The organism is Rhizobium sp. PDO1-076 (assembly GCF_000247475.1).
Classification (GTDB): domain Bacteria; phylum Pseudomonadota; class Alphaproteobacteria; order Rhizobiales; family Rhizobiaceae; genus Allorhizobium.
This window is the reverse complement of sequence record NZ_AHZC01000333.1, coordinates 84,326-109,026: the sequence shown is the minus strand read 5'-3', so window position 1 is coordinate 109,026 and position 24,701 is coordinate 84,326. Positions and strand designations below refer to the sequence as shown.

The window sequence follows — 24,701 nt, the reverse complement described above, 5'->3', positions numbered from 1 at the left end:
TCGCCGGTTTTAAAGCCGTGGCGTGCCGAGGATTTTTTCTGCTGAGTCGTCATTCGATTCAAAAACTCCCTGTTTTGCTCCCGGCATAATGCCGGCGCCGGGTCGGTCAGGCCCGGATGAGATGGAAGAAACCGCCAGGTTATTCCATCCTGATCCAATCCGTCACAAACAAACATCCCCCTCGTCGCGACAGAGACACGACAAGCAAATGCCGTTTATGTCACGGAGACCGCGGTCGATGGTGAAGTTGCTTTCGTGATGGTTCTGGGCACAACTATGCCGCAAAGTGGAACAGTTTTGAGAGGCTATCACAAAAAGACGAGGAAATCAATATTTTACTGCCGAGCGCCATAATCGTGGCTAGCTTGGTGCCCGAAGTGGCGCCAAGGAGCAAGAAACTGTGCCTCGGCCCTCCTGAGCAAACTAGCGGGACTTGCCGTGAAAGCTCAGTCGCCAGAACCTGGGTTCTCCGAGAAGTATTTCTCGAACTTGCCCGTGACGCCGTCCATCTCTTTGGCTTCCGGCATCTGCTCTTTCTTCACCGTGATATTCGGCCAGATCTTCGCGTAATCGGTATTGATCTTCAGCCACTTATCAAGGCCTGGTTCGGTATCTGGCTTGATCGCTTCAGCCGGACATTCCGGTTCGCAAACGCCGCAATCGATGCATTCATCGGGATGGATGACGAGGAAGTTCTCGCCCTCGTAAAAGCAGTCGACAGGGCAGACCTCGACACAATCGGTGTATTTGCAGCGAATGCAATTGTCTGTGACGATATAGGTCATGCGGCACTCCAGGATGGCGTTATGCACGGGTGGAGAACGTCTGGCATCTCAATGCATTCCGGGCTGCTCGCCCAGGACCGGAGGCCTTGCGTCCCCATCGGGGATTTCTGTCGGACAGCGTTGTGAGCTACTGTGTTCTCAAGCCCAAGGCAAGGATTATCAATCCTCCATTTGGCCACAGGCGCCACAAATTTTCTAATCGTCGCCCCAATCAGGTCCGGAACGCAGCTCATCGATGATGCGACGGTCCCGTTTGGTCGGGCGACCGGCTCCGGGAGCCCGCACCGCCTGTTCCATCGGCGTGAAGGCATCCTTCTTGATCGGCGGCGGACTGAGATCCTCATAGAGGTGCCGGGCCTCTTCATAGGGGCCACGCCTCTCACCGGGCAAGCGGACAACGAGGATCAGATCGCGCTCCGGCATGGCGATCTCAAGCCGGTCTCCCGGCTTGATCTGATAGCTCGGCTGCCGCACCGACTGACCGTTGACACGTACACGCCCACCGGTCACGCGCTCCTGCGCCAGGCTGCGTGATTTTGTCACACGGGCAAAGAACAGCCACTTGTCGATGCGCTGACGCGAACCGCTTGGTGGCTGCTTTTCGTCCATCCTACTTCTTCATCTGTTCCTTAAGGGCAGCGAGCTTGGCAAAAGGCGAATCCGGATCCACCGGTTTTTCCTTGCGCGGCGGCTTCGCCTCGAAACGGGCAGGCTGCGACTTGTTGTTGTCACGCTCGGGGCGCGGACCACGATCCTTGCGGTCCTGACGATCGCCGCGCTCCTGGCGATCACCCTTGCCAGCATTGCCACGATTGTTGTTGTCGCGCGGCTTACCGCCCTGTCCCTGTTCGTTGCGACCACCATCCCGTCGGCGATCATCGCGACGGCTTTCGGTCTTACCGTCGCCGGCCGACGCACGCTGGCCCTGCGAACGACGGTCACCCGCCGGGCGGGCGCCGCGCTGGTTGTCGCTGCGACCACCCGGACGCCAGAGCAGGACCGGCTTCGGCTCGGCAGGCGTCGCATCGGCGTCAGCAGTCGCAGCCGCACCATCTGCAGCCTCGATCGTCGCCACCGGCGCGTCGGCACCGGATGCCTCGCCAACAGATGTTTCGTTGACGGCTTCCTGGGCTGCAGGTGCCTCGACAGCCGGTGCTTCAGCAGAAGCGTCCGCAGCGGCGTGATCGGCATCGTCGACGCTGTCGTCATCATTCTTTTCGGTAGCAGCTTCGGCAGCCGCAGGAGCTCCCGACGTCTGGGCCGCAAGGAAACCGGCTGCGTCTTCGGCAGACACGCTGTCGGCGCGATAGCCGAGACCCTTCAAGATCTCTTCCATGTCGTCCGGCGTCGCCCCAAGGATCGACAGCATGGCCGTCGTCGTGGTGAAGCGACGGCCGTCGTAGGCACCGTCCGGGCGCGCCGGCGAACCGGGCTTCCACTGCAGCAGCGGACGGATCAGATCAGCCAGACGCTCGAGAATATCGATACGCACCGCACGCTTGCCGAGGAATCGGAAACCGGCAAGCTTGTAGAACATCCGCTCGTAGGTCGGGTCGGTGACGACGGATGTGCGACCTGCGGCCAGAACAGGAATGAGGTCGCCGTAGCCCGGCTTGTCGAGGCCATCGTGCTTCAGCGCCCAGAGCAGCGAAATCAGTTCGGCCGGGGCAGGCTTCAGCAGTGCCGGCATGAAAATATGGTAGGCGCCGAAGCGCACACCATAGCGGCGCATCGAGGCACGACCGTCCTGATCCAGCGACTTGACGTCGTCGGAGACATCGCGGCGGAACAGCACGCCCAAGTGTTCAACCAGCTGGAAGGCAAGGCCCTTGGCCAGACCCTGCAGATCCTCGGCGCGCGACAGATCGTCGAGCGGCTTCAGGATGGTCGAGATATGATGGTTGACGAAGCGCTCGATACGCGCCGCGACATGATCGCGCGCATTGCCGGTCAACTGCTCGTCGGCCAGAAGGATCACCCGCGGATGCAGGATATGATCGGCGCCGGTCAGCTTTGCCACCGGATCACCGACCCAGCGCACCAGTCCATCCGAGCCGATGGCCAGGTCGTTGTTGCCGGAGGCGTGAAGCCGCGCGGCGCGCGCTTCGAATTCCAGCGCCATCGCCCGATGGGCAGCCGCCTGGATTGCCTTGGCATCCGAACCTTCGGCCCCGGAAATCGGCGTGAACCGGAAACCGGAGAGTTGTCCCATGGCGTGCCCTTCAACGAAGACATCACCGTTCACACTGATTTCAGCTTCCAACATTGCATTCTCTCTCAAGCGCTTCATGAGCACAGATGTCCTGCGATCAACAAAGCGTTTCGTCAACCGTTCATGTAGCGCATCGGACAATCGGTCTTCGATTTCCCGCGTCTTTTCTTGCCAGTGTGTCGGATCGGCAAGCCAACCGGGCCGGTTCGACACATAAGTCCAAGTTCTGATCTGCGCGATTCGCGCAGAAAGTGTATCAATTTCCCCATCGATCCGATCGGCCCTGCGAACCTGTTCGGCGAGAAAATCTTCATTGACCGCACCGTGACGAACCAGGTCGAAGAACAGGCTCTGAATCAGGTCGGCATGCTGTGCGGGCGTAATACGCCGATAATCGGGCAGCGCGCACGCCTCCCACAACTTCTCAACCCGTTCGGGGCGATTGGCAAGGTCTATCACCTCGGGATAGCGCGCCAAAAACTCGAGCGCCTGCTGATCGATGGCCGGCAAGGCCCGTGTCAGCCCTCCGACCTTCGGTGCCGTATCCAGGCTGCGCTGCAGCGCAGCCACCGATGAATAGTCAAAATGTGATGTGCGCCATTGCAAGACCTTGACCGGGTCGAACTGGTGCGCTTCCAGCCGCTCGACCAGTTCGTCATCGAACGGGTCGACACGGCCGGTAACGCCGAATGTCCCGTCCTTCAGGTGCCGCCCAGCGCGACCTGCGATCTGTCCCAGTTCGCCGGCATTCAGATTGCGGAACTGGAAACCGTCGAATTTGCGATCCTGGGCGAAAGCCACATGGTCGACATCTAGGTTGAGCCCCATGCCGATGGCATCGGTTGCGACCAGATATTCGACATCGCCTTCCTGATAGAGCCCGACCTGCGCGTTGCGGGTGCGCGGGCTCAGCGCGCCGAGTACCACGGCAGCACCGCCCCGCTGGCGGCGGATCAATTCGGCGATGGCATAGACTTCATCGGCAGAGAAAGCCACGATCGCCGTCCGCTGCGGCAAGCGCGTGATCTTCTTCTGTCCGGCATAAAACAGCTGTGACAGTCTTGGCCGCTCGACGATTGTGATGCCGGGCAGCAACTGGATGAGGATCTGCTTCATCGTTGCCGAGCCAAGCAACAGGGTCTCGTCGCGTCCGCGCAGATGCAACAGCCGGTCGGTAAAGATATGCCCGCGCTCGAGATCGCCGGCGAGCTGGATTTCGTCGATCGCCACGAAAGACGCTTTGGTTTCACGAGGCATGGCTTCGACCGTGCAAACCGAAAAGCGCGCATTCGGCGGCGAGATCTTTTCCTCGCCGGTCACCAGAGCAACATTTTGAACGCCGACGCGCTCGACTACCCGGGTATAGACCTCGCGGGCAAGCAGCCGCAACGGCAGTCCGATGATCCCCGATCCATGCGCAACCATGCGCTCGATGGCGAAATGGGTCTTGCCCGTATTCGTTGGCCCCAGCACGGCTGTCACGCTGCGGCCACTCAGGATCATGGGTTGGGTATTCAACGACCGCTCCGATTCACAGGGCCGCCGTACCAAAGGGGGGTGGCGACCCTGGGGCAACAAATGGCGATGAAGTGCACCAAAGGCAAGCCGCTTGTCGCACGCGCCCGGAAAAACCCGGCAAACCCTTGATCAGAATCATTTTTTTGCGTGCAAATTAACCGGTGGAACAGTGTGCGAACGAATCAGAGACGAATCACAGACTCTGCCGGATTCAGGATTTGTTCACGGCTATATCTCGGACTGTTTGGCTGCCTACCCACCATATCCTGAATCGGAAAAACCGACATCAAGGCATCAATCATGCCGAAGTTAACGTGTTCCGGCGACGGAACCTCAGCTCGGACCTCCGCGTTTAGCCAGCCGAGGTATTGCAGAGATGACACTGACGCTCCCAGCCGCAGAATGGATTAGCCACAAACACGACGGTCAGAACTTCGTGCTTCTGCACGGCATGGTCATGGCGCCTGCGTTCTGGCATGCCTACGCACCGGAGATCACCCTGCATGGCCGGACTGCAGCCTATCCCCTTCCCGGTCACCATCCATGGAGCCTCGAGGCTCCCGGCGAGCCCATTGCGCGGGCAAGCGTCACCGAGGCGCTGGCGGCGGCCATACGCCGCGATTTCGGCGGCCGCCCAGTGACCTTGATCGGTCACTCTACGGGCGGTTTTGTGTCCCTGCTTCTCGCCCTCGACCATCCGGAACTGGTCCGCTCGGTGATCCTGATGGGTGCTTTTGCCTGCGGGCGCTTCGAGGGGCAGGAACGACTGGCGGCGCGGCTGCTCCGCCTCCCGCACATGGGACCTTATCTGTTTCGCCAGTTCTTTCGTCGCTGGATCTCGACCAGCGAGCAATTTCGCTGGGGCTCGGTCGAATGCGTCTACGACAAGTCGTGCCCTTGGGAGGATGATCACGCCCGCGCGGCCATGGAAAAGGTGCGCGAAAATCTTTTGCGCGGTCGTTCCGAAGACATCGCGGCCTGTATCCGGTTCATGTCCGGCACGAGCCTGCTGACGGACCTGCAGCTGCTGCGCATGCCGGTCCTCAATCTTGTCGGCGCCAATGATGCGATCGTCCCGCCGGCGCACCAGTTGCACGTCTCGAAGCTTCTGCCCCAGGCGCAAACCGTCATCCTTCGCGCATGCGGCCATCTGCCGATGGTCGAGCATAAGATGCAGACCGACAGGATCGTGGAAAGCTTTGTGCACGCCCGCCAGACGAGGTTCATCCTGCCCTCACTCCGCAAAGCCGGCGGCACTCACATGCCGACCCATCTCGACAGATTACTCAACGCTCTCGCAAATCCGATGGAACAAATCAAAGCCGGAGGCGTTCAACCAGCACAGAACGCAAAGTTTCCCATAGGCTTAGGAGAGGTCCCCAATGAGCACCATTCTTGTCATCATCCTTATTCTTCTACTGATCGGCGCTCTGCCGAACTGGGGTCATAGTCGCAGCTGGGGTTACGGCCCGTCCGGCGGCTTGGGACTGGTACTTCTCATCCTCATCATCCTGATGCTGATGGGCCGAATCTAACGCGACGTCGTCGAAAGGACTGGAACAATGAAAAAGATCCTTCTTGCACTGGCATTGATTGCTCCGCTTGCATCTTGCACCGCCACGGAGCGTGGCGCCTCGATCGGTGCAGCATCGGGTGCTGTCATCGGCGGCGTGGCCACCGGCAACGTTCGTGGCGCAGCCGTAGGCGCAGCCGTTGGTGGTGTTGCAGGTGCCCTGATCGGGAATTCGCAGGAACGCGCTGGCTACTGCGTCTATCGCGACCGTTATGGCCGGACCTACGAAGCCCGCTGCCGCTAAGCCGGAAGCGACGCAAAAGCCGCCAAACCTCAGGTTTGGCGGCTTTTTTGTGCTCCGAATTAACCTCTTGATCAAAGCCGGAACGAATCGGCGACGAATCGCGGACGCAACGGGTTTCCCGGTTTGTTCACCGCTAGATGGTGTGGAATAACAACTGCTTAACCATAGAAAACGGTGGATGTTAATCGTTTGGACAAAGGCGTCTGCTGCCAATCGTTAACCGACCGGCAACGCGTCGCCATCAGACGAAGAACTGCCCACCATTGGCCGAGAGGGTCGATCCCGTGATGAAACCGGCATCGTCGGATGCCAGAAAGACCACGCAGCGGGCGATTTCCTCCGGTTCGCCCAGCCGACCGACCGGGATCTGCGGGATGATCCGCTCGTTCAGTACCTTTTCCGGGATGGCCCTCACCATCTCGGTCCCGATATAACCGGGGCAGATCGCATTGACGGTGATGCCCTTGGCAGCCCCCTCCTGCGCCAGAGACTTGGTGAAGCCAAGATCGCCGGCCTTGGCCGCCGAGTAATTGGCCTGACCCATCTGGCCCTTCTGGCCATTGATCGACGAAATATTGATGACGCGGCCGAAACTGCGGTCGCGCATGCCGGTCCATACCGGATGCGTCATATTGAAGAGACCGGTGAGATTGGTGTTCATCACCTCGTTCCACTGATCGGGCGTCATCTTGTGAAACATCGCGTCGCGGGTGATGCCGGCATTGTTGACCAGCACCTCGACCGGGCCAAGTGCCGCCTCAACGGAAGCGATCCCATCGACGCAGGACTGGTAGATCGAGACGTCCCACTTGAACACCGGAATGCCCGTTTCGGCCTCAAAGGCCTTGGCCTTCTCGTCATTGCCGGCATAGTTTGCCGCGACCTTGTAGCCAGCGGCCTTGAGTGCGACGGATATGGCCGCGCCAATGCCACGCGTGCCACCCGTTACCAATGCGACTCTGCTCATATCTTCCTCCCCATGTTGTTCTGGATTTTCTGGCAAAATTTGGCAGCGTGGTTCCCGTCACCCTGCGCGCAGATCAGCGGTCCCGGCGTCAACCGGGACAAACTCATTTTCCGATGAGGATGCGGGAGGCCATGCCCTCGCACGTCATGCCGTCGCCGCCAGGCGTCAGAGAGCTTCGAGACACATGGCGACACCCATGCCGCCGCCGATGCACAGGGTTGCAAGGCCCTTCTTGGCGCCGCGGCGCTTCATCTCGAACAGCAGCGTGTTGAGGATGCGTGCGCCCGACGCACCGACCGGATGGCCGATCGCGATCGCACCACCATTGACGTTGACGATCGACGTGTCCCAGCCGAGATCCTTGTTCACCGCGCAGGCCTGAGCGGCAAAGGCCTCGTTTGCTTCGATGAGGTCGAGATCGGAGACTTTCCACCCGGCGCGCTCCAGCGCCTTGCGCGATGCGGGGATGGGGCCTGTTCCCATGATCCGCGGATCGACACCTGCCGTGGCCCAGGAGACGATCCGGGCAAGCGGTGCAATGCCACGACGCGAAGCCTCCGCCTCGGTCATCAAGAGGGTTGCAGCCGCGCCGTCATTGAGGCCGGACGCATTGCCCGCGGTCACGGTGCCTTCCTTGTCGAAGGCCGGTTTCAGCTTGGTCATGCTTTCCATTGTCGCGCCAAGACGAATGTATTCGTCGGCGTCGACGGTTACGTCGCCTTTACGGCTGGGCACGATGACCGGAACGATTTCATCCTTGAACCTGCCGGCTGCCTGGGCCGCCTCGGCCTTGTTCTGCGAGCCGAGCGCGAACGCATCCTGCTCGTCGCGCGAAAGCTGCCACTGGCGGGCAACATTCTCGGCGGTGGTGCCCATATGATAACCGTAGAATGCGTCGGTCAGGCCGTCCTTGATCATGGTGTCGACCATCTTCAGGTCACCCATCTTGGTGCCGCCGCGCAGATGCGCGCAATGCGGCGCCATCGACATCGATTCCTGGCCGCCGGCGATGATGATCTTGGCATCACCGGTTGCAATCTGCTGCATGCCGAGCGCCACGGCACGAAGGCCGGAGCCGCAAAGCTGGTTCAAACCCCAGGCCGTTGCTTCCTGAGGGATACCCGCCTTCATCGCCGCCTGACGAGCCGGGTTCTGCCCCTGTCCAGCGGTCAGGATCTGACCGAGAATGACTTCATCGACTTCCGCCGCCTCGACACCGGCACGCTCCAGCACGGCCTTGATGGCGACCGCGCCCAGATCATGGGCTGAAACGGTGGCAAAAGCACCGTTGAAGGAACCGACCGCAGTTCTGGCCGCGCTGGCGATCACGATGGATTGGCTGCTCATGAGACGTCTCCTCCAGTTTATCGATCTTTCGCAAGAACCTGACAAAGGTTTCATCCGGTGTCAAACGGGATCGCAGTGCCGCATTCGTTCTTTGGTTGCAACTTACTGACATTCGTCAAATGCGCTTCGTGCAATGCACAAAGAGATTGTCACCAGCCTTCTTTTGCGCTTACATTCTCGACGGGAAGAGCAAAAATTAACCAAAAACGACGGGTTAGGAGACAGACATGGCCAAAGCCGATGGCGATATCGTGATCAAGAAATACGCCAATCGACGCCTCTACAATACCGGCACGAGCACCTATGTGACGCTTGAGGACTTGGCCAAGATGGTCAAGAAGGGCGAGGACTTTGTCGTACAGGATGCCAAGTCCGGCGATGACATCACCCATTCCGTCCTGACCCAGATCATTTTCGAGCAGGAATCCAAAACCGGCAATACGCTTCTGCCCATTTCCTTCCTGCGCCAGTTGATCAGCTACTACGGCGATCAGATGCAGATGGTCGTGCCGAGCTTTCTTGAGCATTCGATGACGGCGTTCACCGAGCAGCAGACGCAGATGCGCGAACAGATGACCCGCGCTTTCGGCGACCATCCGATGTCGAAGAACCTGCAAATGCCGATCCAGCTGATGGAAGAGCAGGTCAAGCGCAACACCGAAATGTTCCAGCAGGCAATGCAGATGTTTTCGCCGTTTGTCGCCGGTCAGCAGCCCGCGAAGGAAACACGCAAGGCCGAAGCCAAGGATATTGACGAGCTGAAGGAACAGCTCCGATCCTTGCAGAACAAGCTCGACAGCCTCTGACCGACATGGCCGCGATCATCTCGCGGCCTTTTTTTTCGGCGGCAGACATGGGTGTGAGCGTCAGAGCCCGATAGACACGTCGCGGGCGGCCGCGCGATTGGAGATGGCAAAGCCCGCCACCACATCGATGAAGGCAATGATCATCAGCATGAAGAAAATCGGGGTTGCCGCATTCCGCACCAGCAGGAACTCAACCAGGAAGACGATGAACACCAGCATTGACAGCATGTGATTGAGCAACGAACCTCGACCGCTACGCGTCGCCTTCAACACTTCGATGAACAATACGACCAGAGCGACGAGAACAAGGACATCGCCAAGGCTGAGGGTCCACAGCGCACCCGACAGCATGGCAACGGACATGACGGTATCGGAAAATGCCGCAATTCCCCCGCCCCAGAAGCCAATCATGACCAGATTGTAGAAGGCGAGCGGAACGAGCATCAGAGGCACGGCGGCAAACATATGGCGGATCCTCGTGTTGGCGCAGGATCCTTGCCGGATGTCGAGCGGATCTGCCGCAGGCTATATCGGTGCGTTCGACAAAAAAGCAAAGGCCGGCGAAAGGCCGGCCTTTTCAAAATGCTTACGCAAATCCGAAGATTATGCGCTTTCCTTCGGCGTCAGGACCTGGCGGCCGCGATACATACCGGTCTTCAGATCGATATGGTGCGGACGGCGCAGTTCGCCAGAGTTCTTGTCCTCGACATAGGTCGGGGCCTTCAAACCGTCTGCAGAGCGGCGCATACCGCGCTTGGACGGGCTTGTTTTTCTTTTAGGTACAGCCATTTCACTTACTCCACGTGACGGACAAAACAGGTTTAGCGGCCCAGATGAGGCCGAACAGCACCTGTCTCGATCTCGGAATTTGGCGGGCTTATACATGCCATCCAGGCCTTTGACCAGACCCCGAGACACTTTTTTCGAATCTAGCGATGAACCGGCTCAGGCTTCGTCTTCGGGAACGATCCAGCTTTCGGCCAATGCCGCCTGTTCCCAGGCAAGCCAGGCCGGATGCGAACGCATCGCCGCCATATAGTCGAGCGTATCGCCATCACGGACAAGATCATAGGCAGAAAAGCGATTGACCACCGGCGCAAACATCGCATCGGCCGCGCTGAACGCCCCGAACAGGAAGGGGCCGCCCGACAGGGCGCGCATTTCGCGCCAGATCTGCTCGATCCGCCGCACATCGCCATCCACGCCCTCGGGCAGAGCGATGGCCCGCACCGGCCGGCGGATATTCATCGGGCAGGCGCCCCTCAGCGCCCGGAAGCCGGACAGCATTTCCATCGAGATCGACCGCGCCATCGCCCGATGCCCGGCATCGGAAGGCCAGAGCCCGGCTTGCGGAGAGAGCTCCGCCACATATTCGATGATCGATAGCGATTCCCAGATCCTCAGTTCGCCATGGTGCAGCACCGGCACCCGGCCCGTGGGCGAGATCTCGCGAAACCTCGGATTGGTGGCACCCTCCCCGAACCGGACCAGCTCTTCCCGGAACGGTACTCCGGCAGCGGTCATGGCGATCCACGGCCGGAACGACCAGGACGAATAATTCTTGTTGGCAATATAGAGGATCAGCTCAGACATGGCGCGCACCCGGTTTGTATTGGAACCGAACCTAGGAGCCATCGAGCCTCAGGACCAATGAAACTTATGAAACTCAGTCATAAAGGCAGGTGATATATGCGCCCGAGCGCTTAGCGCGGCGGTCGATCAGGGACGCGAGCCGTTTCATGCCATTGCCGGGTTTGCTCGCCACCCTGTCCATCGGATTGGGCAGCGCCACGGCGAGCAGCGACGACTGACGCGGGCTGAGCTTGGTCGCCGAGGTCTTGAAATGATACTGAGCCGCCGCCTCGATCCCGTAGATCCCGGGGCCCCATTCGGCGATATTCAGATAGATTTCCATCATTCGCTGCTTGGGCCAGATGAAATCCGATACCATCGCCAGCGGGATTTCCAGCACCTTGCGCACAAAGGACCGGCTGTTCCAGAGAAACAGGTTCTTCGATGTCTGCATCGGGATGGTGCTCGCACCACGCGTCGCTTCGCCGGCCAGCGCATCGTCGACGACACCGCGCATCTGCTTCCAGTCCACGCCGCCATGGGCACAGTACTGACCGTCTTCGGACATCATCACGGCCCGGACCAGATTGGGTGAAATATCCTCGAAATCCACCCAGCGGCGATCGTAACCCTGGAAGGTCACCAGATCCGCCAGCATCAGCGTCGATACCGGCCGGATAAAATCAACCCGGTAGATCAGGATCAGGACGTAAGGCGCCAGCAGAAACACGAGCAGTGCAATCAGCACCCTGCGGATCAAACGCGGTATGCGCCGCCCCTCATCCTCGGTTGCTGCAAGGCTCTCGTCCTCCACGGTCTCGGCTTCCAATGTCAACGAAGATCGGTCCAGTTGTTCAGGGTCTCGCCTGTCATACCCATCCTGTTGACGAATGACCAGTCCGGCGACAGACCGGAGCAGCGTTCATCCCGCAGATTCCCGTTGCCAGCCACATGGCTGCATGCCAAATAGCCCCTATGACCCGCCCGGACACTCCCTTCGAAACAAGCCTCCTCGCCTTGGCCGAACAGGTCGAGGCGACGCTGTCGGATCTACTCGATGCCAGACCGCGAGATGGCGAGATCGCCCGTCCAGGCCGTTTGATCGAGGCCATGCACTATGGCGCGCTGAACGGCGGCAAGCGGCTGCGACCCTATCTGGTGATCGAATGCACCCGTCTGTTTGGCGGCGACGAGAAAGCGGCGTTGCGCGTCGGCTGCGCGCTGGAATGTCTGCACAGCTATTCCCTCGTGCATGACGATCTTCCGGCCATGGACGACGATGATCTTCGCCGTGGCAAGCCGACCGTGCATATCGCCTATGATTACGCCACCGCGATCCTCGCTGGCGACAGCCTGCTGACCTATGCCTTCGATATCATTGCGGCACCGGAGACGGACCTGCCCGACAGCGCCAAGATCGCTCTGGTGCTCGAGCTTTCCCGTGCGGCCGGCATTGGCGGCATGGCGGGCGGCCAGGCGTTGGATCTTGCCGCCGAAAAGACCCCGCCGGACGAAGCCGGCATCATTCTGCTTCAGTCGATGAAGACCGGCGCCCTGCTGCGCTTTGCCTGCGAGGCAGGCGCCATCATCGCCGGCAGGCCCAGAGAGGACCGCGCTCGCATTCGCCGCTTCGGCGAAGTCATCGGCCGCGCCTTCCAGCTGGCCGACGACCTCTTGGACCTGACCTCCGACACAGCCACCCTCGGCAAGGCGGCCGGCAAGGACGCAGCCAAGGGCAAGGGCACGTTGGTCGCACTCAAGGGGCAGGAATGGGCCGAGGCGGAGTTGACGCGGCTTGTCTGCGAAGCACACGAGATCCTGAGCCCCTACGGCAGCGCCGCCGCACCCCTGGCTGAGGCGGCCCGCTTCATTGCACAGAGAAAGAACTGAGATGAGCCGATTCTGGTCAAGCAGCGTTCACGACCTCGAGCCCTATGTGGCCGGCGAACAGCCGAAAATCCCAGGTCTGATCAAGCTCAACACCAATGAGAACCCGTTCGGTCCTTCGCCCCGCGTAATCGAAGCGATCAAGTCCGCAGCCGGTGACAATCTGCGGCTCTATCCCGATCCCAATTCGCTGAAGCTGCGGCAGTCGATCGCCGCCTGCAATGGCGTAGAGACCGATCAGGTCTTCGTCGGCAACGGTTCCGACGAAGTGCTGGCCTTCACCTTCGCCGCTCTGCTGAAGCATGATCTGCCGCTGCTCTATCCCGATATCACCTACAGCTTCTACAAGACCTATGCCCGCCTGTTCGACATCACCGTCGAGGAAGTGCCGCTCGTCGACGGCCTCGCAGTCCGTATCGAGGACTTCGACCGCCCCTGCGGCGCGATCATTCTCGCCAATCCCAACGCCCCGACCGGTATTGCCTTGCCGCTGGCAGACATTGTGCGGCTCGTGGAGAGCCATCGCGACCAGGTCGTGGTGATCGACGAGGCTTATGTCGATTTCGGCGCCGAGAGCGCTGCCACGCTCGTCAAGCGGTACGACAATCTTCTGGTCGTGCAGACCTTCTCCAAGTCGCGCTCGCTTGCCGGCCTGCGTGTCGGCTTTGCCATCGGCCAGCGCCCGCTGATCGAGGCGCTGGAGCGCATGAAGGACAGCTTCAATTCCTATCCCCTTGATGCAATCGCCCAGGCGGCAGCGACGGCTGCCATCGAGGATACGACCTGGTTTGAGCAAACCCGCAACAAGATTGTCGCCAACCGCGAACAGCTTGCCGCAGAACTCGAAAAGCGCGGTTTCGAGGTACTGCCGTCGAAGACCAATTTCCTTTTCGCCCGCCATCCGGCTCATCAGGGCATCGATCTGGCCAAGGCACTGCGCGAACGCGCGATCCTTGTGCGCCACTTCAACAAGGCTCGAATCGCAGACTATCTGCGCATCACCATCGGCACCGAGCAGGAATGCCATCAGTTTCTGACCGCGATCGATCAAATCATCTGACGTGTGGCGTGCTGCAGTTCCGGCTATCGTAAAGTTTCCCGCCACGATACCGGAACGCTTCGGATGAATGATATCCTGCAACACCTGCCGCAGATCTTCTCGACCTATCTCGTCTACCTGGTCGCCGTCATCAGCCCCGGTCCCGCGACGATGGCGATCGCATCGGTCTCCATCGGCCAGGGCCGCAGCCGCGGCATCGCCACGGCGGCCGGCATCTTTGCCGGTTCGGCAACCTGGGCGACGGCGGCGTCGCTCGGCCTTGCCGCACTGCTCACGCATTACGCCCAGTCGCTGGTCATCCTGCGCATCCTCGGCGGGCTCTACATGCTCTATCTGGCATGGCGGGCTTTCCGCTCGGCAACAACCGCTGCGGATCCCGCCCAATGGACCGCAGGCAGCCGCCAGAGCCTGAAGCGCAATTTTCTCCTCGGCTATGCCGTCCACCTGACCAACCCCAAGGCGATCTTTGGCTGGCTGGCGATCATCTCGCTCGGCCTGCCGCCGCATGCGTCAGCGACTGCCGTCGCGCTGATCGTCGGCGGCTGCCTGGTGACGGGTTTCTGCGTCTTCATGGGCTACGCACTGCTCTTTTCGACGCCGCGGGCCCTGAAGATCTACAAGAGCGCCCGCCGCGCCATCGACGGCACGCTCGGCGTGCTTTTTGCCGCAGCCGGCACCAAGCTTCTCCTGACCCGCTGACCAACGAAAAAGGCGCCGCTTGCGGCGGCGCCTTTCGAATGATCCCCGAACCCGGATTTACTGGGTGATCGGAGCGATCTGCACTTCGACGCGGCGGTTGAGTGCGCGGCCGTCCGGCGTCGCATTCGATGCCACCGGCTGCGACGGACCGAAGCCCAAGGTCGACATGCGACGCTGGTCGACGCCACGGCTGCCGAGATAATTGGCGACCGACGCAGCGCGGCGTTCCGACAGGGCCTGGTTGTGCTGCAGGCTGCCCGTCGAGTCGGTATGACCGTTGACGTCGATGAGGGTCCGGCCGAATTTGTTCAGCACGATCGCGACCGAATCGAGCGTCGCGTAGAAGGCCGGGATCACCTGATCCTGGTCGCTTGCGAAGGTGATGTTCGACGGCATGTTGAGGATGATGCGGTCGCCGTTACGCGTAACCGAGACGCCGGTGCCCTGAAGCTGCGCCCGCAGCTCGGATTCCTGTGTGTCCATGTAGTTGCCGATGGCGCCACCGGCCAGAGCGCCGACACCAGCACCGATCAGCGCGGCATTACGGCGACCGACGGGCGAGCCGCCAACGGCAAGGCCACCGAGTGCGCCGACAGCGGCACCGAGCGCGGCACCACCTGCGGTATTGGAAACTTTCTGCTGGCCCGTATAGGGGTCAGTCGTTGTGCAGGCACTCAGGAAAGTCGCAGACAGCGCGACGATGGCAATCTTCTTGATCATGCTGGATGTCCCTCCAAGAACAGGCTGATAATCCCTGAACAGTGAAATTGCGGCAAGATAAAGTTGCAGTCCCGCCGTTACTCCGCCGCCGTCTTTTGACCGTAGCGCTTCTCGATATAGTCTGCCACCAATGCTTCGAAGTCGCTGGCGATATTGGGGCCGCGCAAGGTCATCGCCTTCTGCCCGTCGATAAAGATCGGCGCCGCCGGATTTTCCCCCGTACCGGGAAGCGAGATGCCGATATCGGCGTGTTTGCTTTCCCCCGGTCCGTTGACGATGCAGCCCATCACCGCCACGTTGAGGCCCTCGACGCCCGGATACTTGTCCCGCCACACCGGCATGTTCTTGCGCAGGTCGTCCTGGATCTTCTGGGCAAGCTCCTGGAACACGGTGGAGGTCGTGCGGCCGCAACCGGGACAGGCCGCAACCACGGGCACGAACTGGCGGAACCCCATGACCTGCAGCAGTTCCTGCGCCACCTGCACCTCGCGCGTGCGATCGCCGTTCGGCTCCGGCGTCAGGGAAACACGGATCGTATCACCGATGCCATGCTGCAGCACAAAACCCATGGCTGCCGACGACGCGACGATGCCCTTTGTGCCCATGCCCGCTTCGGTCAGTCCGAGATGCAGCGCATGGTCCGACCGGTCGGCGATCATCGAATAGACTGCGATCAGGTCCTGGACCTGACTGACCTTGGCCGACAGGATGATGCGGTTGCGCGGCAGGCCGATATCCTCGGCAAGTTCGGCGGAAATCAGCGCGGACTGCACGATGGCTTCTCGGGTGACCTGACGGGCGGACAGCGGAAATCCTTCCGCCTGGTTCTTGTCCATCAGGCTCGTCAGCAATTCCTGGTCGAGCGAGCCCCAGTTGACGCCGATGCGCACCGGCTTGTCGTAACGGATCGCCATCTCGACGATATCGCCGAACTGCTTGTCCTTCTTGTCTTTGAAGCCGACATTGCCCGGATTGATGCGGTATTTCGCCAGCGCTTCGGCGCAGGCCGGATGATCGGCGAGCAGCCGATGGCCGATATAGTGGAAGTCGCCGATCAGCGGCACATCCATGCCGAGCCTGAGCAGACGCTCGCGGATCTTCGGCACGGCGGCAGCGCTTTCGTCACGGTCGACGGTGATGCGCACGACTTCCGAACCTGCCTTGTAGAGGGCAGCAACCTGGGCAACGGTCGCGTCGATATCGGCCGTATCGGTATTGGTCATCGACTGCACCACGACCGGTGCACCGCCACCGATAATCACGCCCCCGACATCGACGGCGACAGAAGCGCGGCGCGGTTTCGGATCATATGCGTCTGCTGTGGACATGAGCGTCGTCTCTGAAAGTCTCTAATGTGACATGGAGGTGGCCCAAAGCCCTGAAATTGTCAACCGGATGCGACAGTCTGCCGGCAATCCGGGCCAAGCCTACCTGATCAGCGGACCGATCATAAGGCAGACCAGATGCCGGATTTTCTCTGCCACCAGATCCATGTCGGAATTGCGGCTCTTCATGCCTTCGACCGCGTCCAGCATCAAGGAGGCAACCGTCGCAGGCGAAAGCCCTGACACGAATGTGATACGGCCGGCTTGCGCCTCCGCCTGCAGACCCCTGGCAATCTCTTCTTCCATCGTCTGCATCCAGGCAAGGAAGAGGTCGGCCGCGAACTCATGGCTGGTGTCGAAGATCTCCGCGCCGTGTGTGGTGGCGGAAATCTCGCGATGCGGCCTGAGGATACCCTCGTCCAGAGCCTGCTCGACCTTGCGGACGACATCCGCATCTCCCGCAAAACAGGCAGCGACGCGCGCTCGCATCTCGTCCATCATCGACAGCATGCAGGCGCGGAATATGTCCGCCTTGTTGCGATAGACAAGATAAAGTGCCGGCCGCGATATGCCGGCAGCGCGGGCAATATCGTCCATCGTCGTGCGCTTGAAGCCATAGTGCGTGAAGGCACTAAACGCCTCCCGCAGAACGATCGCCCGGCGCTGGTCTGTCTTTGTGTCATCCATGATTGACGTTTTGACATTTTTTGTCATTATGTCAAATTTCCTCGTTGAAGCACCCTTATAGTCGAACCGGAGACATTCGTGAACATCATCGTCAATGGCACATCCCACGCGATTGAGGTCGAGCCCGACATGCCGCTGCTCTGGGCGCTGAGGGATATCCTCAACATCAAGGGACCAAAATTCGGCTGCGGCGCCGGCCTTTGCGGCGCCTGCACCGTGATCATCGACGGCGAGGCCGTGCGCTCCTGCCAAACGCTTGTCGGCGACGTCATTACCCCGGTACGGACCATCGACGGGCTTGCCGATGACACAAGCCTACATCCTGTCCAGCAGGCGTGGATAGATGAGCAGGTGGCTCAATGCGGTTACTGTCAGGCCGGGCAGATCATGAGTGCCGTGGCCTTGCTCGAAGCCAATCCCAGACCCACCGATGACGACATTGATGCTGCCATGACCGGCAATCTCTGTCGTTGCGGCACCTATCCCCGTATCCGTGCTGCCATTCATCGTGCAGCCGGCCAACTGGCGGGAGCTTGAGCATGTCGACCCTCGGAACAGTCACAAGACGCTCTTTCCTCTTCGGTGCCATCGCGCTGACAGGCGGCGTCGCCTTCGGCTATTACCGCTATGCGACGCCGCCTGAAAATCCGCTGGAAAAAGACCTCGGCGCGGGCGAGGCAACTTTCAATCCCTACCTCAAGATCTCGTCCGACAATCGCATCACGATCATCGCGCCGCGCGCCGAAATGGGTCAGGGCAGCTACACTACATTGGCAGCCCTGTTGGCCGAAGAACTCGACGTCACGCTGGACCAGGTTACCATCGAGCATGGCCCGGCATCGGCTGCCTACTACAACGCTGCCGCAATGCGCGAAGGCGCGCCCCTGCCACAGTTTGACGACGGGCTAGTTGCAGAAAGCCTGCGCGGTGCGCTCGGCGTCGTGGCGAAACTGGTCTCCATCCAGTTTACCGGCGGATCGAGTTCGATGATCGACCACTTCGACAAGCTGCGCCACGCGGGTGCTGCCGCGCGCGAAGCCTTGAAGGCCGCAGCAGCGGCACGCTGGAATGTCGCTACCTATAGCCTGGAAGCAAACGCTGGCGTGGTCACCGATCCTGCCAGCGGTCGTAGCGCCACCTATGGCGAACTGGCGCTCGAGGCCGCGCCGCTCTCTGCCAAAGTCGAAGCCCGGCTCAAGCCCCGGAGCGACTGGACCATCCTCGGCAAGCCGCAGCCACGCAAGGACATGCTCGCCAAGGTCACCGGCGCCCCGATCTTCGGCGTCGATGTCGATTTGCCGGACATGCTCTATGCGACTGTGCGCATGAACCCAAGTCCCGGCGGTCGGGTCAGGAGCTTCGACGGCAACGCCGCCCGCTCCATGCCCGGGGTCGAACAGGTGATCGCCATCGACAGCCCCTATGGACAGGGTGTCGCCGTCATAGCCGACAATACCTGGCGCGCCTTCAAGGCCATCGAGGCGATCACCGTCGAATGGGAAATGGGTCCGATACCGGCCTCCACCACCGAGATGGAGGCGCTTCACACGGCAGCTCTCGACGGCACGGACAGCTTCTCGCTTCGCACCCTGGGCGACCCGGACCTGGTATTCGCCGACGCAGCGCGCGAGAACCTCGTCGAAGCCGAATATGACGTGCCCTTTCTCTCGCATGCGACCATGGAGCCGATGAACGCGACGGCACTGGTCACGGACACGGACGTCGAAGTCTGGGCACCCAATCAGGGGCCGACGATCATTCAATATGCCGCCGCCCGCATTACCGGCTTCGAGCACGACAAGATCAAGGTGCACACCACCTTCCTCGGCGGCGGCTTCGGACGGCGCATCGAACCGGACTACGCCGACTACGCCATCCGCATCGCCCAGCGCATGAAAGGCCGCCCGATCAAACTCGTCTGGACCCGCGAGGAGGACATGACCCATGGCCCTTACCGGCCAATGGCGAAGTCACGATACAAGGCCGTGCTCGACCAGAACGGAAAGCCGAAGGCCGTGATCGGATCCGTCGCCTCGCCTTCGGTGATTGCCAGCGCGCTCGGCCGCTATTTTCCGGGCCTTCCCGTTGGCGGGCCGGACAATTCGCTGCTCGATGGCGCCTACAACCAGCCTTACGCTATCGAGAACTACCGCATCGATGGCCGCAAGGTCGATCTCGCCGTCCCGGTCGGCTTCTGGCGGTCGGTCGGCTACTCCTTCAACACCTTCACGCACGAGAGCTTCATCGACGAGATCGCCCATGCCGGTGGCCACGATCCGCTCGCCCTGCGCCGGGAATTGCTGGCCGCCCATCCGGCAGCTCTCGGCGTCATCGACAAGGTGGCGGACATGTCGGCATGGTCAACGCCGCTCCCCAAAGGTCAGGCACGTGGCATCGCATTTGCGCTGTCCTTCGGCACATGGGTCGCCGAGGTCGTAGAAGTCGCAGACCGCAACGGTGCGATAGAGGTAACGAAAGTCTTCTGCGCCGCCGATCCCGGCATCGTGCTCGATCCCTTGAACTTCAAGGCACAGATGATGTCAGGCATTGTCTACGGCCTTTCTGCCGCCATCGGCCAGGAAATCACCTTTACCGACGGAGTGGTGCAGCAATCGAATTTCCACGACTACGATGCCCTGCGGATCAGCCAGTGTCCGGCCATCTCCGTCGAATTGCTAGAAAATTCCGAACGCATGGGCGGCGCCGGCGAACCGGGAACACCTCCGATCATGCCGGCGCTGGCCAACGCCATCTTCGCAATCACCGGCAAGCGCCATCGGCGCCTGCCCCTGTCGCATGAGGTGCCCTTCGTTTAGTCGCCCTGGACACGATCCGCATGCCGGGCAAGTCCGGACAGGGCGAGGACCACCAGCAGCAGTGCGGAGATCGCCGTGTAGACGTTCGACAGCGACGTATGCTCGGCAATGAAGCCGATCAGCGAAGGGGCAAACAGGATGCCTGAATAACCCATCGTCGTGACCACGGACAGACCGATTCCCGGCGCCAATCCGGGCACATTGCCGCCGGCGGAAAATGCGATCGGCACCAGATTCGAAATGCCGACCCCGGCGATCGCAAAGCCGATCAGCGCCACGGTGACATTGGGCGCCTGCCCGGCAAGGACCAGGCCGACAAAGGCCGCGACCGCGCAAAACCGCATGGTCTTGACCGCCCCGAACCGATCGCGCACGAAATCGCCGGCAAAACGCAGGATCGCCATGGTCAACGAGAAGGCAGCAAATGCGAAGCCGGAAAAGGCCGTGGATGCGCCGAGCTCGTTGCGCAGATAGAGCGCGCTCCAGTCCAGCACGGTTCCTTCCGGCACCATGGAGAACAGGGCCATCAGACCGATCAGCCAAGGCAAAGGCGTCAGCGGCAGCTTGCCGCCTGCTGCCTTTTCGCTTGGATGCGGCGCATCCGGCAGGATCATCGGCAGCGCCACCTGGAACAGGGCAAGGCAGACGGCTGCAAGCAGGAGGACATGGCCGGTCGCGCCGATAGCTGCGATCAGAATGCCACCCGTTGCCGAGCCAACCAGACCGCCGAGGCTCCAGAAGGCATGGCAGGACGACATGATCGAACGGCGCATCTTGCGCTCCACTTCGACCGCATTGGCATTCATTGCCACGTCCATCGCCCCTGTCAGCCCGCCGAACAGGAAAATTGCAACGGCGCCGGCCCAGATACTGCCAGCCAGAGTGACCAGTACGATGGTCGGGATGAACAGCAGCGTCGTCACCTTGACCACGGCGCTCGACCCGAAACGCGCGATCTGCATGCCGGCAATCGGCATGAGCACCAGCGAGCCGACGCCGAAGGCGAAAATCATCATGCCGAGGGCGGACTCGGACAGCGCCAGTGCATTGGCAAACAGCGGAATTTTCGGAACCCAGGCGCCGATCACCATGCCGTTTAGGAAAAACAGCAACGATACCGCCGCTCTTTCGCGTGTCACCAGCGGCGCCGGAGCTTGGGCCTGGGCAGCGATATTGCCAATATTCATTGTGATGCACTCCTCTGCAGTCCGCCGGCAATTTAATTTAATCGATTTAAACGGCAATCTCCAAAGCGGTTTAAAATCTCACATTTTGTTTCCATCGAACATGATTGTTCTGGTCATCCGATTTCGCAATTGACACCCGGGCGGCAAACGATGAGATGGCATCCGCGTCTCGCTTTTCCCGCGTGCGCGTCCATCCCTGAAAGGCCACCATTGTGAAGACCGCCATCGGTGCCGGCATCTTGCTGACCAGCTTCGCCTATTTCCTGTTTTCCGTGCACGACGGCATAATTAAGCTGCTGGTCGAAACGACGACGGTCTGGCAGATCCTGTTCTGCCGAAGCCTTACCATCCTGGTCGGGTGTCTCGCCATGGGTGGCAAAGGCCATTTGCGCGAAACGGTCGCATCGCCGGTGATCAAGCCTCTGCTGATCCGCAGCTTCATCCTTCTGGCCGCCTGGCTGTGCTATTTCAACGCCGCCAAGTTCCTGCCGCTTGCCGATATCACCACGCTCTATTTCGCCGCCCCCGTCGTTGCGATCCTGCTGTCGATCCCGATGTTGGGCGAACATGTGACCCTCCCGCGCTGGCTCGCTGTCGGCATCGGCTTTATCGGCGTGGTCATCGCGACCGACCCCACCGGCATGACGATCGAGTGGCCTGTCTATCTGGCGCTGCTCGCTGCCTGCCTCTGGGCCTTCGGCACCGTGTTGTTGCGCCGCACGGCCATGGGTGCCCGAACCATCATCCAGATGACCGTCACGAACTTCTTCTTCCTTGTGCTGACGGCGCCCATGGCCCTCAGCGCCTGGGTATCACCCGATAGTCCGGCCTTGCTGCTGCTGCTTGCGGTCGGCGTAATGGGCGGGGTGGGCCAACTCACTTTCTTCGAAGGCATGCGCCTTGCGCCGATCTCGGTCATTGCGCCATTCGAATATACCGCGCTGATCTGGGCATTCGTCCTCGGCTATGCCATTTGGGGCGACATTCCCGGCAACAACGTGATTGTCGGCGCCCTGCTGATTGCCAGCGCCGGCATCATCATCATTTTCGGCGAACGACGATTGATGCGCGCCTGATGCGCAGATCAACCAGCAGCAGGTCTGGGTTTCACGCTTGCCCGCTTGTTATTCGGATGTATAATTAGAGCAGGTGCGACAAACGTTCGCACCTCGCAGCCACTGCCGCGACTTATGCGGCCAGGCGTCCGGGAGGGCCGCATGACGAGACGCAGCTTTCATCGGGCCGGTGAAGCCGAACGGCGCAACGATCTGATCGCGGCCACACTGGACAGCATTTCCGAACATGGGCTTGAGGGCGCGACGGTACGCGACATCGCGGCACGCGCCGGGGTCACCGGCGGCCTGATCCGCCACTACTTTGCCGGCAAGGACCAGATGCTGCAGGCGGCCTATCGCGAAGTACTCGCGAACATGACCGAGACGGCCGTGGCAGCACTCGACGACGTGGACGCCGATCCGCATGCCCGTTTGCGACGCTTCATCATCGCCAATGTCAGCCCGCCGATCGCCGACTCCAAGGCCCTATCGCTCTGGGCAGCCTTCATCAGCCGCGTTCGTTCCGACGACGAATTCGCCCGTATCCACCGGGAAAACTACCTCACTTTCCTCGGCATTCTGGAAACCCTGATCTACGCCCTTCTGGAGGCGCAGGGTCGTCGCCCGGAACCGGATGAATGCCGCAAGCTCGCCATCGCCATCAATGGATTGATCGATGGTCTGTGGCTGGAATCCTCCCTGGCCAGCGATCTGTTTGCCGACCAGAGCCTCCAGCAGATTGCAATCGACGCGGTCGAAGCCCTGCTCGGTGGCCCATTCTTGAAAAACACGCCGGCATCGGCCTGACAGCGGACAATTACCCAATGCGTTATGCCTCCATCACCGAACGACTGGCCGGCCTCGGCTCCGGCAAATGGGCCATTCACATCGAAGCGCGCAGAAAAGAGTCAGAAGGCATCCCGGTCATCCAGCTGACCATCGGCGAACCCGATCTGCCGCCAGATCCGGCTTTGCTGGCGGAATGCACGCGCGCGCTCTATGCCGGTCGAACCCGTTATTCCAACGGACGCGGCGAAGCCTCCGTGGTCACCGCACTGGTCGAGAAATATCGCCAGCGCCGGCACGGTGTGACCGAGCGGAATGTCCTGTGCTTCCCCGGCACGCAATCCGCCTTGTTCGTCGTCCTCATGGGCCTGCTTGATGCAGGAGATGAAGTTCTGGTCGGCGATCCCTACTATGCAACCTACGAAGGCCTGATCGCATCGAGCGGGGCCAGGCTTTCCCCGGTAGAACTCAAGGTCGAAAACGGCTTCCATCTGGACGCCAGGGATCTGGAAGCGGCGATCACGCCGCGCAGCCGCGTTCTGCTCCTCAACACGCCGCACAATCCAACCGGGGCCGTCCTGACCTCTGAAGAAATCGCCGCCATCGGCGAGGTCTGCCGCGGCCATGATCTGTGGATCGTCTGTGACGAGGTCTACGAAGAACTGACCTTTGGCAAATCCTTCGCTTCACCCTTTGACAATCCGGATTTTGCCGAACGCACCATCGTGGTGTCCTCGATCTCGAAATCCCATGCCGCTCCTGGCTTTCGCAGCGGCTGGGCCGTTGGTCCGAGCGAATTTTTCGATCGTCTGCTGCCGGTCTCGGAGACCATGCTGTTCGGCGTTCAGCCCTTCATCGCCGACATGACGGCCATGGCGCTGTCGCAGCCGATCGAGACCTCCTCCATCATGCGGACAAACTACGAGCGCCGCGCCCGGCTGATGGCGAACCGCCTGAAGACGATCAGCACCCTGAGACCGGTCATGCCGGAAGGCGGTATGTTCATTGTCGTCGATGTCGGCGCGACCGGACTGACGGGCTATGAATTTGCCGCACGTCTGCTGGAAGAACAGCATGTCGCGGTCATGCCGGGCTCCTCTTTCGGCGAGGCGGCACGCCACCTTATTCGGGTATCCCTGACCGTATCGGACGAAAGGCTCGCAGAAGCGGCCGACCGCATGGTCCAACTCGCGCGCACTCTGGCCGCCGACGCCGCCTGAGCCGACCGGTCGGACGCTTTCCGCGACCGGGACGCACAAAAATCCCTGCTCTGGCACAGATCAATGCCTGTGGCCGGCCCCCTTGGCTACTGCCTTGAAATAAGGCATAAAAAGCCAATTCTCCCAGCCAAGGCTCGAAAGCATATCCGCCCAGACCAGTTTACTTGCCGGCACCACGTCGCATTGCAGCCTTTTTCTGCTTCAATTGTTGAATAGACGCCAGAAATTGTGCAAA

At 60.8% G+C, this 24,701-nt stretch carries 25 protein-coding genes; 12 read left to right on the top strand and 13 right to left on the bottom strand.

Annotated elements, in window-relative coordinates:
• Positions 1-446: 446 nt before the first annotated feature.
• The 3 genes from fdxA to PDO_RS16750 form a co-directional block, all read right to left on the bottom strand.
• Positions 447-785 carry a ferredoxin FdxA gene (gene fdxA / locus PDO_RS16760; RefSeq protein ID WP_007604402.1) on the bottom strand — a complete coding sequence of 113 codons (339 nt, stop codon included), beginning with the start codon at positions 783-785 and terminating at the stop codon, positions 447-449.
• 195 nt (positions 786-980) lie between these two features.
• The gene (locus tag PDO_RS16755) at positions 981-1,394 is read right to left on the bottom strand and encodes an RNA-binding S4 domain-containing protein (protein ID WP_007604401.1); all 414 of its coding nucleotides are present in this window, start codon (positions 1,392-1,394) and stop codon (positions 981-983) included.
• A 1-nt stretch (position 1,395) separates the two neighbouring features.
• Positions 1,396-4,500 carry a helicase-related protein gene (locus tag PDO_RS16750; RefSeq protein WP_037074487.1) on the bottom strand — a complete coding sequence of 1,035 codons (3,105 nt, stop codon included), beginning with the start codon at positions 4,498-4,500 and terminating at the stop codon, positions 1,396-1,398.
• A 391-nt stretch (positions 4,501-4,891) separates the two neighbouring features.
• Between PDO_RS16750 and PDO_RS16745 the strand changes: the two genes are divergently transcribed.
• Genes PDO_RS16745 through PDO_RS16740 form a run of 3 tightly spaced genes read left to right on the top strand, consistent with a single transcriptional unit; the run spans position 4,892 to position 6,332 of the window.
• Positions 4,892-5,965 (top strand): alpha/beta fold hydrolase, encoded by a 1,074-nt coding sequence (locus PDO_RS16745; protein ID WP_007604397.1) that lies wholly within the window; start codon positions 4,892-4,894, stop codon positions 5,963-5,965.
• The gene (locus PDO_RS27310; RefSeq protein WP_081593197.1) at positions 5,898-6,050 is read left to right on the top strand and encodes a DUF3309 family protein; all 153 of its coding nucleotides are present in this window, start codon (positions 5,898-5,900) and stop codon (positions 6,048-6,050) included. Before PDO_RS16745 ends, PDO_RS27310 begins: the two co-directional genes overlap by 68 nt.
• Before the next feature lie 27 nt (positions 6,051-6,077).
• Entirely contained in the window at positions 6,078-6,332 is a 255-nt protein-coding gene (locus PDO_RS16740) for a glycine zipper domain-containing protein (RefSeq protein WP_007604395.1), read from the top strand.
• A gap of 241 nt (positions 6,333-6,573) precedes the next feature.
• On the opposite strand, the gene phbB is transcribed toward PDO_RS16740, so the two are convergent.
• Complete coding sequence (phbB, locus tag PDO_RS16735; protein ID WP_007604394.1) at positions 6,574-7,299, bottom strand: beta-ketoacyl-ACP reductase; 726 nt, start codon at positions 7,297-7,299, stop codon at positions 6,574-6,576.
• 165 nt (positions 7,300-7,464) lie between these two features.
• Positions 7,465-8,646: an acetyl-CoA C-acetyltransferase gene (locus PDO_RS16730; RefSeq protein WP_007604393.1), complete on the bottom strand. Its 1,182-nt coding sequence runs from the start codon at positions 8,644-8,646 to the stop codon at positions 7,465-7,467.
• Positions 8,647-8,873: 227 nt separating this feature from the next.
• On the opposite strand from PDO_RS16730, the gene phaR reads away from it, so the two are divergent.
• Positions 8,874-9,452, top strand: a complete 579-nt coding sequence (gene phaR / locus PDO_RS16725) for a polyhydroxyalkanoate synthesis repressor PhaR (protein WP_007604392.1) — start codon at positions 8,874-8,876, stop codon at positions 9,450-9,452.
• 60 nt (positions 9,453-9,512) lie between these two features.
• Here the strand turns inward: phaR and PDO_RS16720 are convergent, their stop codons facing one another.
• The 4 genes from PDO_RS16720 to mtgA all read right to left on the bottom strand — a co-directional run bounded on the left by PDO_RS16720 (position 9,513) and on the right by mtgA (position 11,793).
• Complete coding sequence (locus tag PDO_RS16720; protein WP_007604391.1) at positions 9,513-9,917, bottom strand: hypothetical protein; 405 nt, start codon at positions 9,915-9,917, stop codon at positions 9,513-9,515.
• A gap of 138 nt (positions 9,918-10,055) precedes the next feature.
• Entirely contained in the window at positions 10,056-10,241 is a 186-nt protein-coding gene (gene rpmF / locus PDO_RS16715) for a 50S ribosomal protein L32 (RefSeq protein WP_007604390.1), read from the bottom strand.
• 156 nt (positions 10,242-10,397) lie between these two features.
• Positions 10,398-11,045 (bottom strand): glutathione S-transferase family protein, encoded by a 648-nt coding sequence (locus tag PDO_RS16710; protein ID WP_037074493.1) that lies wholly within the window; start codon positions 11,043-11,045, stop codon positions 10,398-10,400.
• Positions 11,046-11,118: 73 nt separating this feature from the next.
• Positions 11,119-11,793, bottom strand: a complete 675-nt coding sequence (gene mtgA / locus PDO_RS16705; RefSeq protein ID WP_458574658.1) for a monofunctional biosynthetic peptidoglycan transglycosylase — start codon at positions 11,791-11,793, stop codon at positions 11,119-11,121.
• 206 nt (positions 11,794-11,999) lie between these two features.
• Here mtgA and PDO_RS16700 point away from each other — a divergent pair, with 206 nt between their 5' ends.
• From PDO_RS16700 to PDO_RS16690, 3 genes are all read left to right on the top strand, one after another.
• The gene (locus PDO_RS16700) at positions 12,000-12,914 is read left to right on the top strand and encodes a polyprenyl synthetase family protein (protein ID WP_007604384.1); all 915 of its coding nucleotides are present in this window, start codon (positions 12,000-12,002) and stop codon (positions 12,912-12,914) included.
• A gap of 1 nt (position 12,915) precedes the next feature.
• Positions 12,916-13,971, top strand: coding sequence for a histidinol-phosphate transaminase (gene hisC / locus PDO_RS16695; protein ID WP_007604383.1), 1,056 nt, complete (start codon positions 12,916-12,918; stop codon positions 13,969-13,971).
• A gap of 63 nt (positions 13,972-14,034) precedes the next feature.
• Positions 14,035-14,670 carry a LysE family translocator gene (locus PDO_RS16690; protein ID WP_007604382.1) on the top strand — a complete coding sequence of 212 codons (636 nt, stop codon included), beginning with the start codon at positions 14,035-14,037 and terminating at the stop codon, positions 14,668-14,670.
• Between the two features lie 57 nt (positions 14,671-14,727).
• Here PDO_RS16690 and PDO_RS16685 read toward each other — a convergent pair whose 3' ends face one another.
• The 3 genes from PDO_RS16685 to PDO_RS16675 all read right to left on the bottom strand — a co-directional run bounded on the left by PDO_RS16685 (position 14,728) and on the right by PDO_RS16675 (position 17,402).
• Positions 14,728-15,390: an OmpA family protein gene (locus PDO_RS16685; RefSeq protein WP_007604381.1), complete on the bottom strand. Its 663-nt coding sequence runs from the start codon at positions 15,388-15,390 to the stop codon at positions 14,728-14,730.
• A gap of 77 nt (positions 15,391-15,467) precedes the next feature.
• Positions 15,468-16,718: a flavodoxin-dependent (E)-4-hydroxy-3-methylbut-2-enyl-diphosphate synthase gene (gene ispG / locus PDO_RS16680; protein WP_007604380.1), complete on the bottom strand. Its 1,251-nt coding sequence runs from the start codon at positions 16,716-16,718 to the stop codon at positions 15,468-15,470.
• Between the two features lie 99 nt (positions 16,719-16,817).
• The gene (locus PDO_RS16675; protein WP_244426470.1) at positions 16,818-17,402 is read right to left on the bottom strand and encodes a TetR/AcrR family transcriptional regulator; all 585 of its coding nucleotides are present in this window, start codon (positions 17,400-17,402) and stop codon (positions 16,818-16,820) included.
• A gap of 78 nt (positions 17,403-17,480) precedes the next feature.
• Between PDO_RS16675 and PDO_RS16670 the strand changes: the two genes are divergently transcribed.
• Both PDO_RS16670 and PDO_RS16665 read left to right on the top strand, forming a co-directional pair.
• Entirely contained in the window at positions 17,481-17,939 is a 459-nt protein-coding gene (locus PDO_RS16670) for a (2Fe-2S)-binding protein (protein WP_007604376.1), read from the top strand.
• Between the two features lie 2 nt (positions 17,940-17,941).
• Positions 17,942-20,218: a xanthine dehydrogenase family protein molybdopterin-binding subunit gene (locus PDO_RS16665; RefSeq protein ID WP_007604375.1), complete on the top strand. Its 2,277-nt coding sequence runs from the start codon at positions 17,942-17,944 to the stop codon at positions 20,216-20,218.
• Here PDO_RS16665 and PDO_RS16660 read toward each other — a convergent pair.
• Positions 20,215-21,405, bottom strand: coding sequence for an MFS transporter (locus PDO_RS16660; protein ID WP_007604373.1), 1,191 nt, complete (start codon positions 21,403-21,405; stop codon positions 20,215-20,217). The two genes, PDO_RS16665 and PDO_RS16660, sit on opposite strands and share 4 nt — an antisense overlap.
• 212 nt (positions 21,406-21,617) lie before the next feature.
• On the opposite strand from PDO_RS16660, the gene PDO_RS16655 reads away from it, so the two are divergent.
• The 3 genes from PDO_RS16655 (at position 21,618) to PDO_RS16645 (ending at position 24,466) form a co-directional block, all read left to right on the top strand.
• Positions 21,618-22,481, top strand: a complete 864-nt coding sequence (locus PDO_RS16655) for a DMT family transporter (protein ID WP_007604371.1) — start codon at positions 21,618-21,620, stop codon at positions 22,479-22,481.
• 141 nt (positions 22,482-22,622) lie between these two features.
• On the top strand, positions 22,623-23,267 hold the full coding sequence (locus PDO_RS16650) for a TetR family transcriptional regulator C-terminal domain-containing protein (protein ID WP_007604369.1): 645 nt from the start codon (positions 22,623-22,625) through the stop codon (positions 23,265-23,267).
• Positions 23,268-23,284: 17 nt separating this feature from the next.
• The gene (locus PDO_RS16645; RefSeq protein WP_007604367.1) at positions 23,285-24,466 is read left to right on the top strand and encodes a pyridoxal phosphate-dependent aminotransferase; all 1,182 of its coding nucleotides are present in this window, start codon (positions 23,285-23,287) and stop codon (positions 24,464-24,466) included.
• The last annotated feature ends 235 nt before the right edge of the window (positions 24,467-24,701 follow it).

Excerpts from the sequence above, each read along its gene's own strand:
- phaR (WP_007604392.1), top strand. The coding sequence starts at position 8,874 with ATGGCCAAAGCCGATGGCGATATCGTGATCAAGAAATACGCCAATCGA.
- PDO_RS16700 (WP_007604384.1), top strand. The coding sequence starts at position 12,000 with ATGACCCGCCCGGACACTCCCTTCGAAACAAGCCTCCTCGCCTTGGCC.
- PDO_RS16745 (WP_007604397.1), top strand. The coding sequence starts at position 4,892 with ATGACACTGACGCTCCCAGCCGCAGAATGGATTAGCCACAAACACGAC.
- ispG (WP_007604380.1), bottom strand. The coding sequence starts at position 16,718 with ATGTCCACAGCAGACGCATATGATCCGAAACCGCGCCGCGCTTCTGTC.
- fdxA (WP_007604402.1), bottom strand. The coding sequence starts at position 785 with ATGACCTATATCGTCACAGACAATTGCATTCGCTGCAAATACACCGAT.
- PDO_RS16740 (WP_007604395.1), top strand. The coding sequence starts at position 6,078 with ATGAAAAAGATCCTTCTTGCACTGGCATTGATTGCTCCGCTTGCATCT.
- PDO_RS16685 (WP_007604381.1), bottom strand. The coding sequence starts at position 15,390 with ATGATCAAGAAGATTGCCATCGTCGCGCTGTCTGCGACTTTCCTGAGT.
- PDO_RS16690 (WP_007604382.1), top strand. The coding sequence starts at position 14,035 with ATGAATGATATCCTGCAACACCTGCCGCAGATCTTCTCGACCTATCTC.
- PDO_RS16710 (WP_037074493.1), bottom strand. The coding sequence starts at position 11,045 with ATGTCTGAGCTGATCCTCTATATTGCCAACAAGAATTATTCGTCCTGG.
- PDO_RS16650 (WP_007604369.1), top strand. The coding sequence starts at position 22,623 with ATGACGAGACGCAGCTTTCATCGGGCCGGTGAAGCCGAACGGCGCAAC.
- PDO_RS16645 (WP_007604367.1), top strand. The coding sequence starts at position 23,285 with ATGCGTTATGCCTCCATCACCGAACGACTGGCCGGCCTCGGCTCCGGC.
- PDO_RS16665 (WP_007604375.1), top strand. The coding sequence starts at position 17,942 with ATGTCGACCCTCGGAACAGTCACAAGACGCTCTTTCCTCTTCGGTGCC.
- hisC (WP_007604383.1), top strand. The coding sequence starts at position 12,916 with ATGAGCCGATTCTGGTCAAGCAGCGTTCACGACCTCGAGCCCTATGTG.
- PDO_RS16750 (WP_037074487.1), bottom strand. The coding sequence starts at position 4,500 with ATGATCCTGAGTGGCCGCAGCGTGACAGCCGTGCTGGGGCCAACGAAT.
- PDO_RS16730 (WP_007604393.1), bottom strand. The coding sequence starts at position 8,646 with ATGAGCAGCCAATCCATCGTGATCGCCAGCGCGGCCAGAACTGCGGTC.
- rpmF (WP_007604390.1), bottom strand. The coding sequence starts at position 10,241 with ATGGCTGTACCTAAAAGAAAAACAAGCCCGTCCAAGCGCGGTATGCGC.
- PDO_RS16720 (WP_007604391.1), bottom strand. The coding sequence starts at position 9,917 with ATGTTTGCCGCCGTGCCTCTGATGCTCGTTCCGCTCGCCTTCTACAAT.
- PDO_RS16755 (WP_007604401.1), bottom strand. The coding sequence starts at position 1,394 with ATGGACGAAAAGCAGCCACCAAGCGGTTCGCGTCAGCGCATCGACAAG.
- PDO_RS16675 (WP_244426470.1), bottom strand. The coding sequence starts at position 17,402 with ATGGATGACACAAAGACAGACCAGCGCCGGGCGATCGTTCTGCGGGAG.
- PDO_RS16660 (WP_007604373.1), bottom strand. The coding sequence starts at position 21,405 with ATGAATATTGGCAATATCGCTGCCCAGGCCCAAGCTCCGGCGCCGCTG.
- phbB (WP_007604394.1), bottom strand. The coding sequence starts at position 7,299 with ATGAGCAGAGTCGCATTGGTAACGGGTGGCACGCGTGGCATTGGCGCG.
- PDO_RS27310 (WP_081593197.1), top strand. The coding sequence starts at position 5,898 with ATGAGCACCATTCTTGTCATCATCCTTATTCTTCTACTGATCGGCGCT.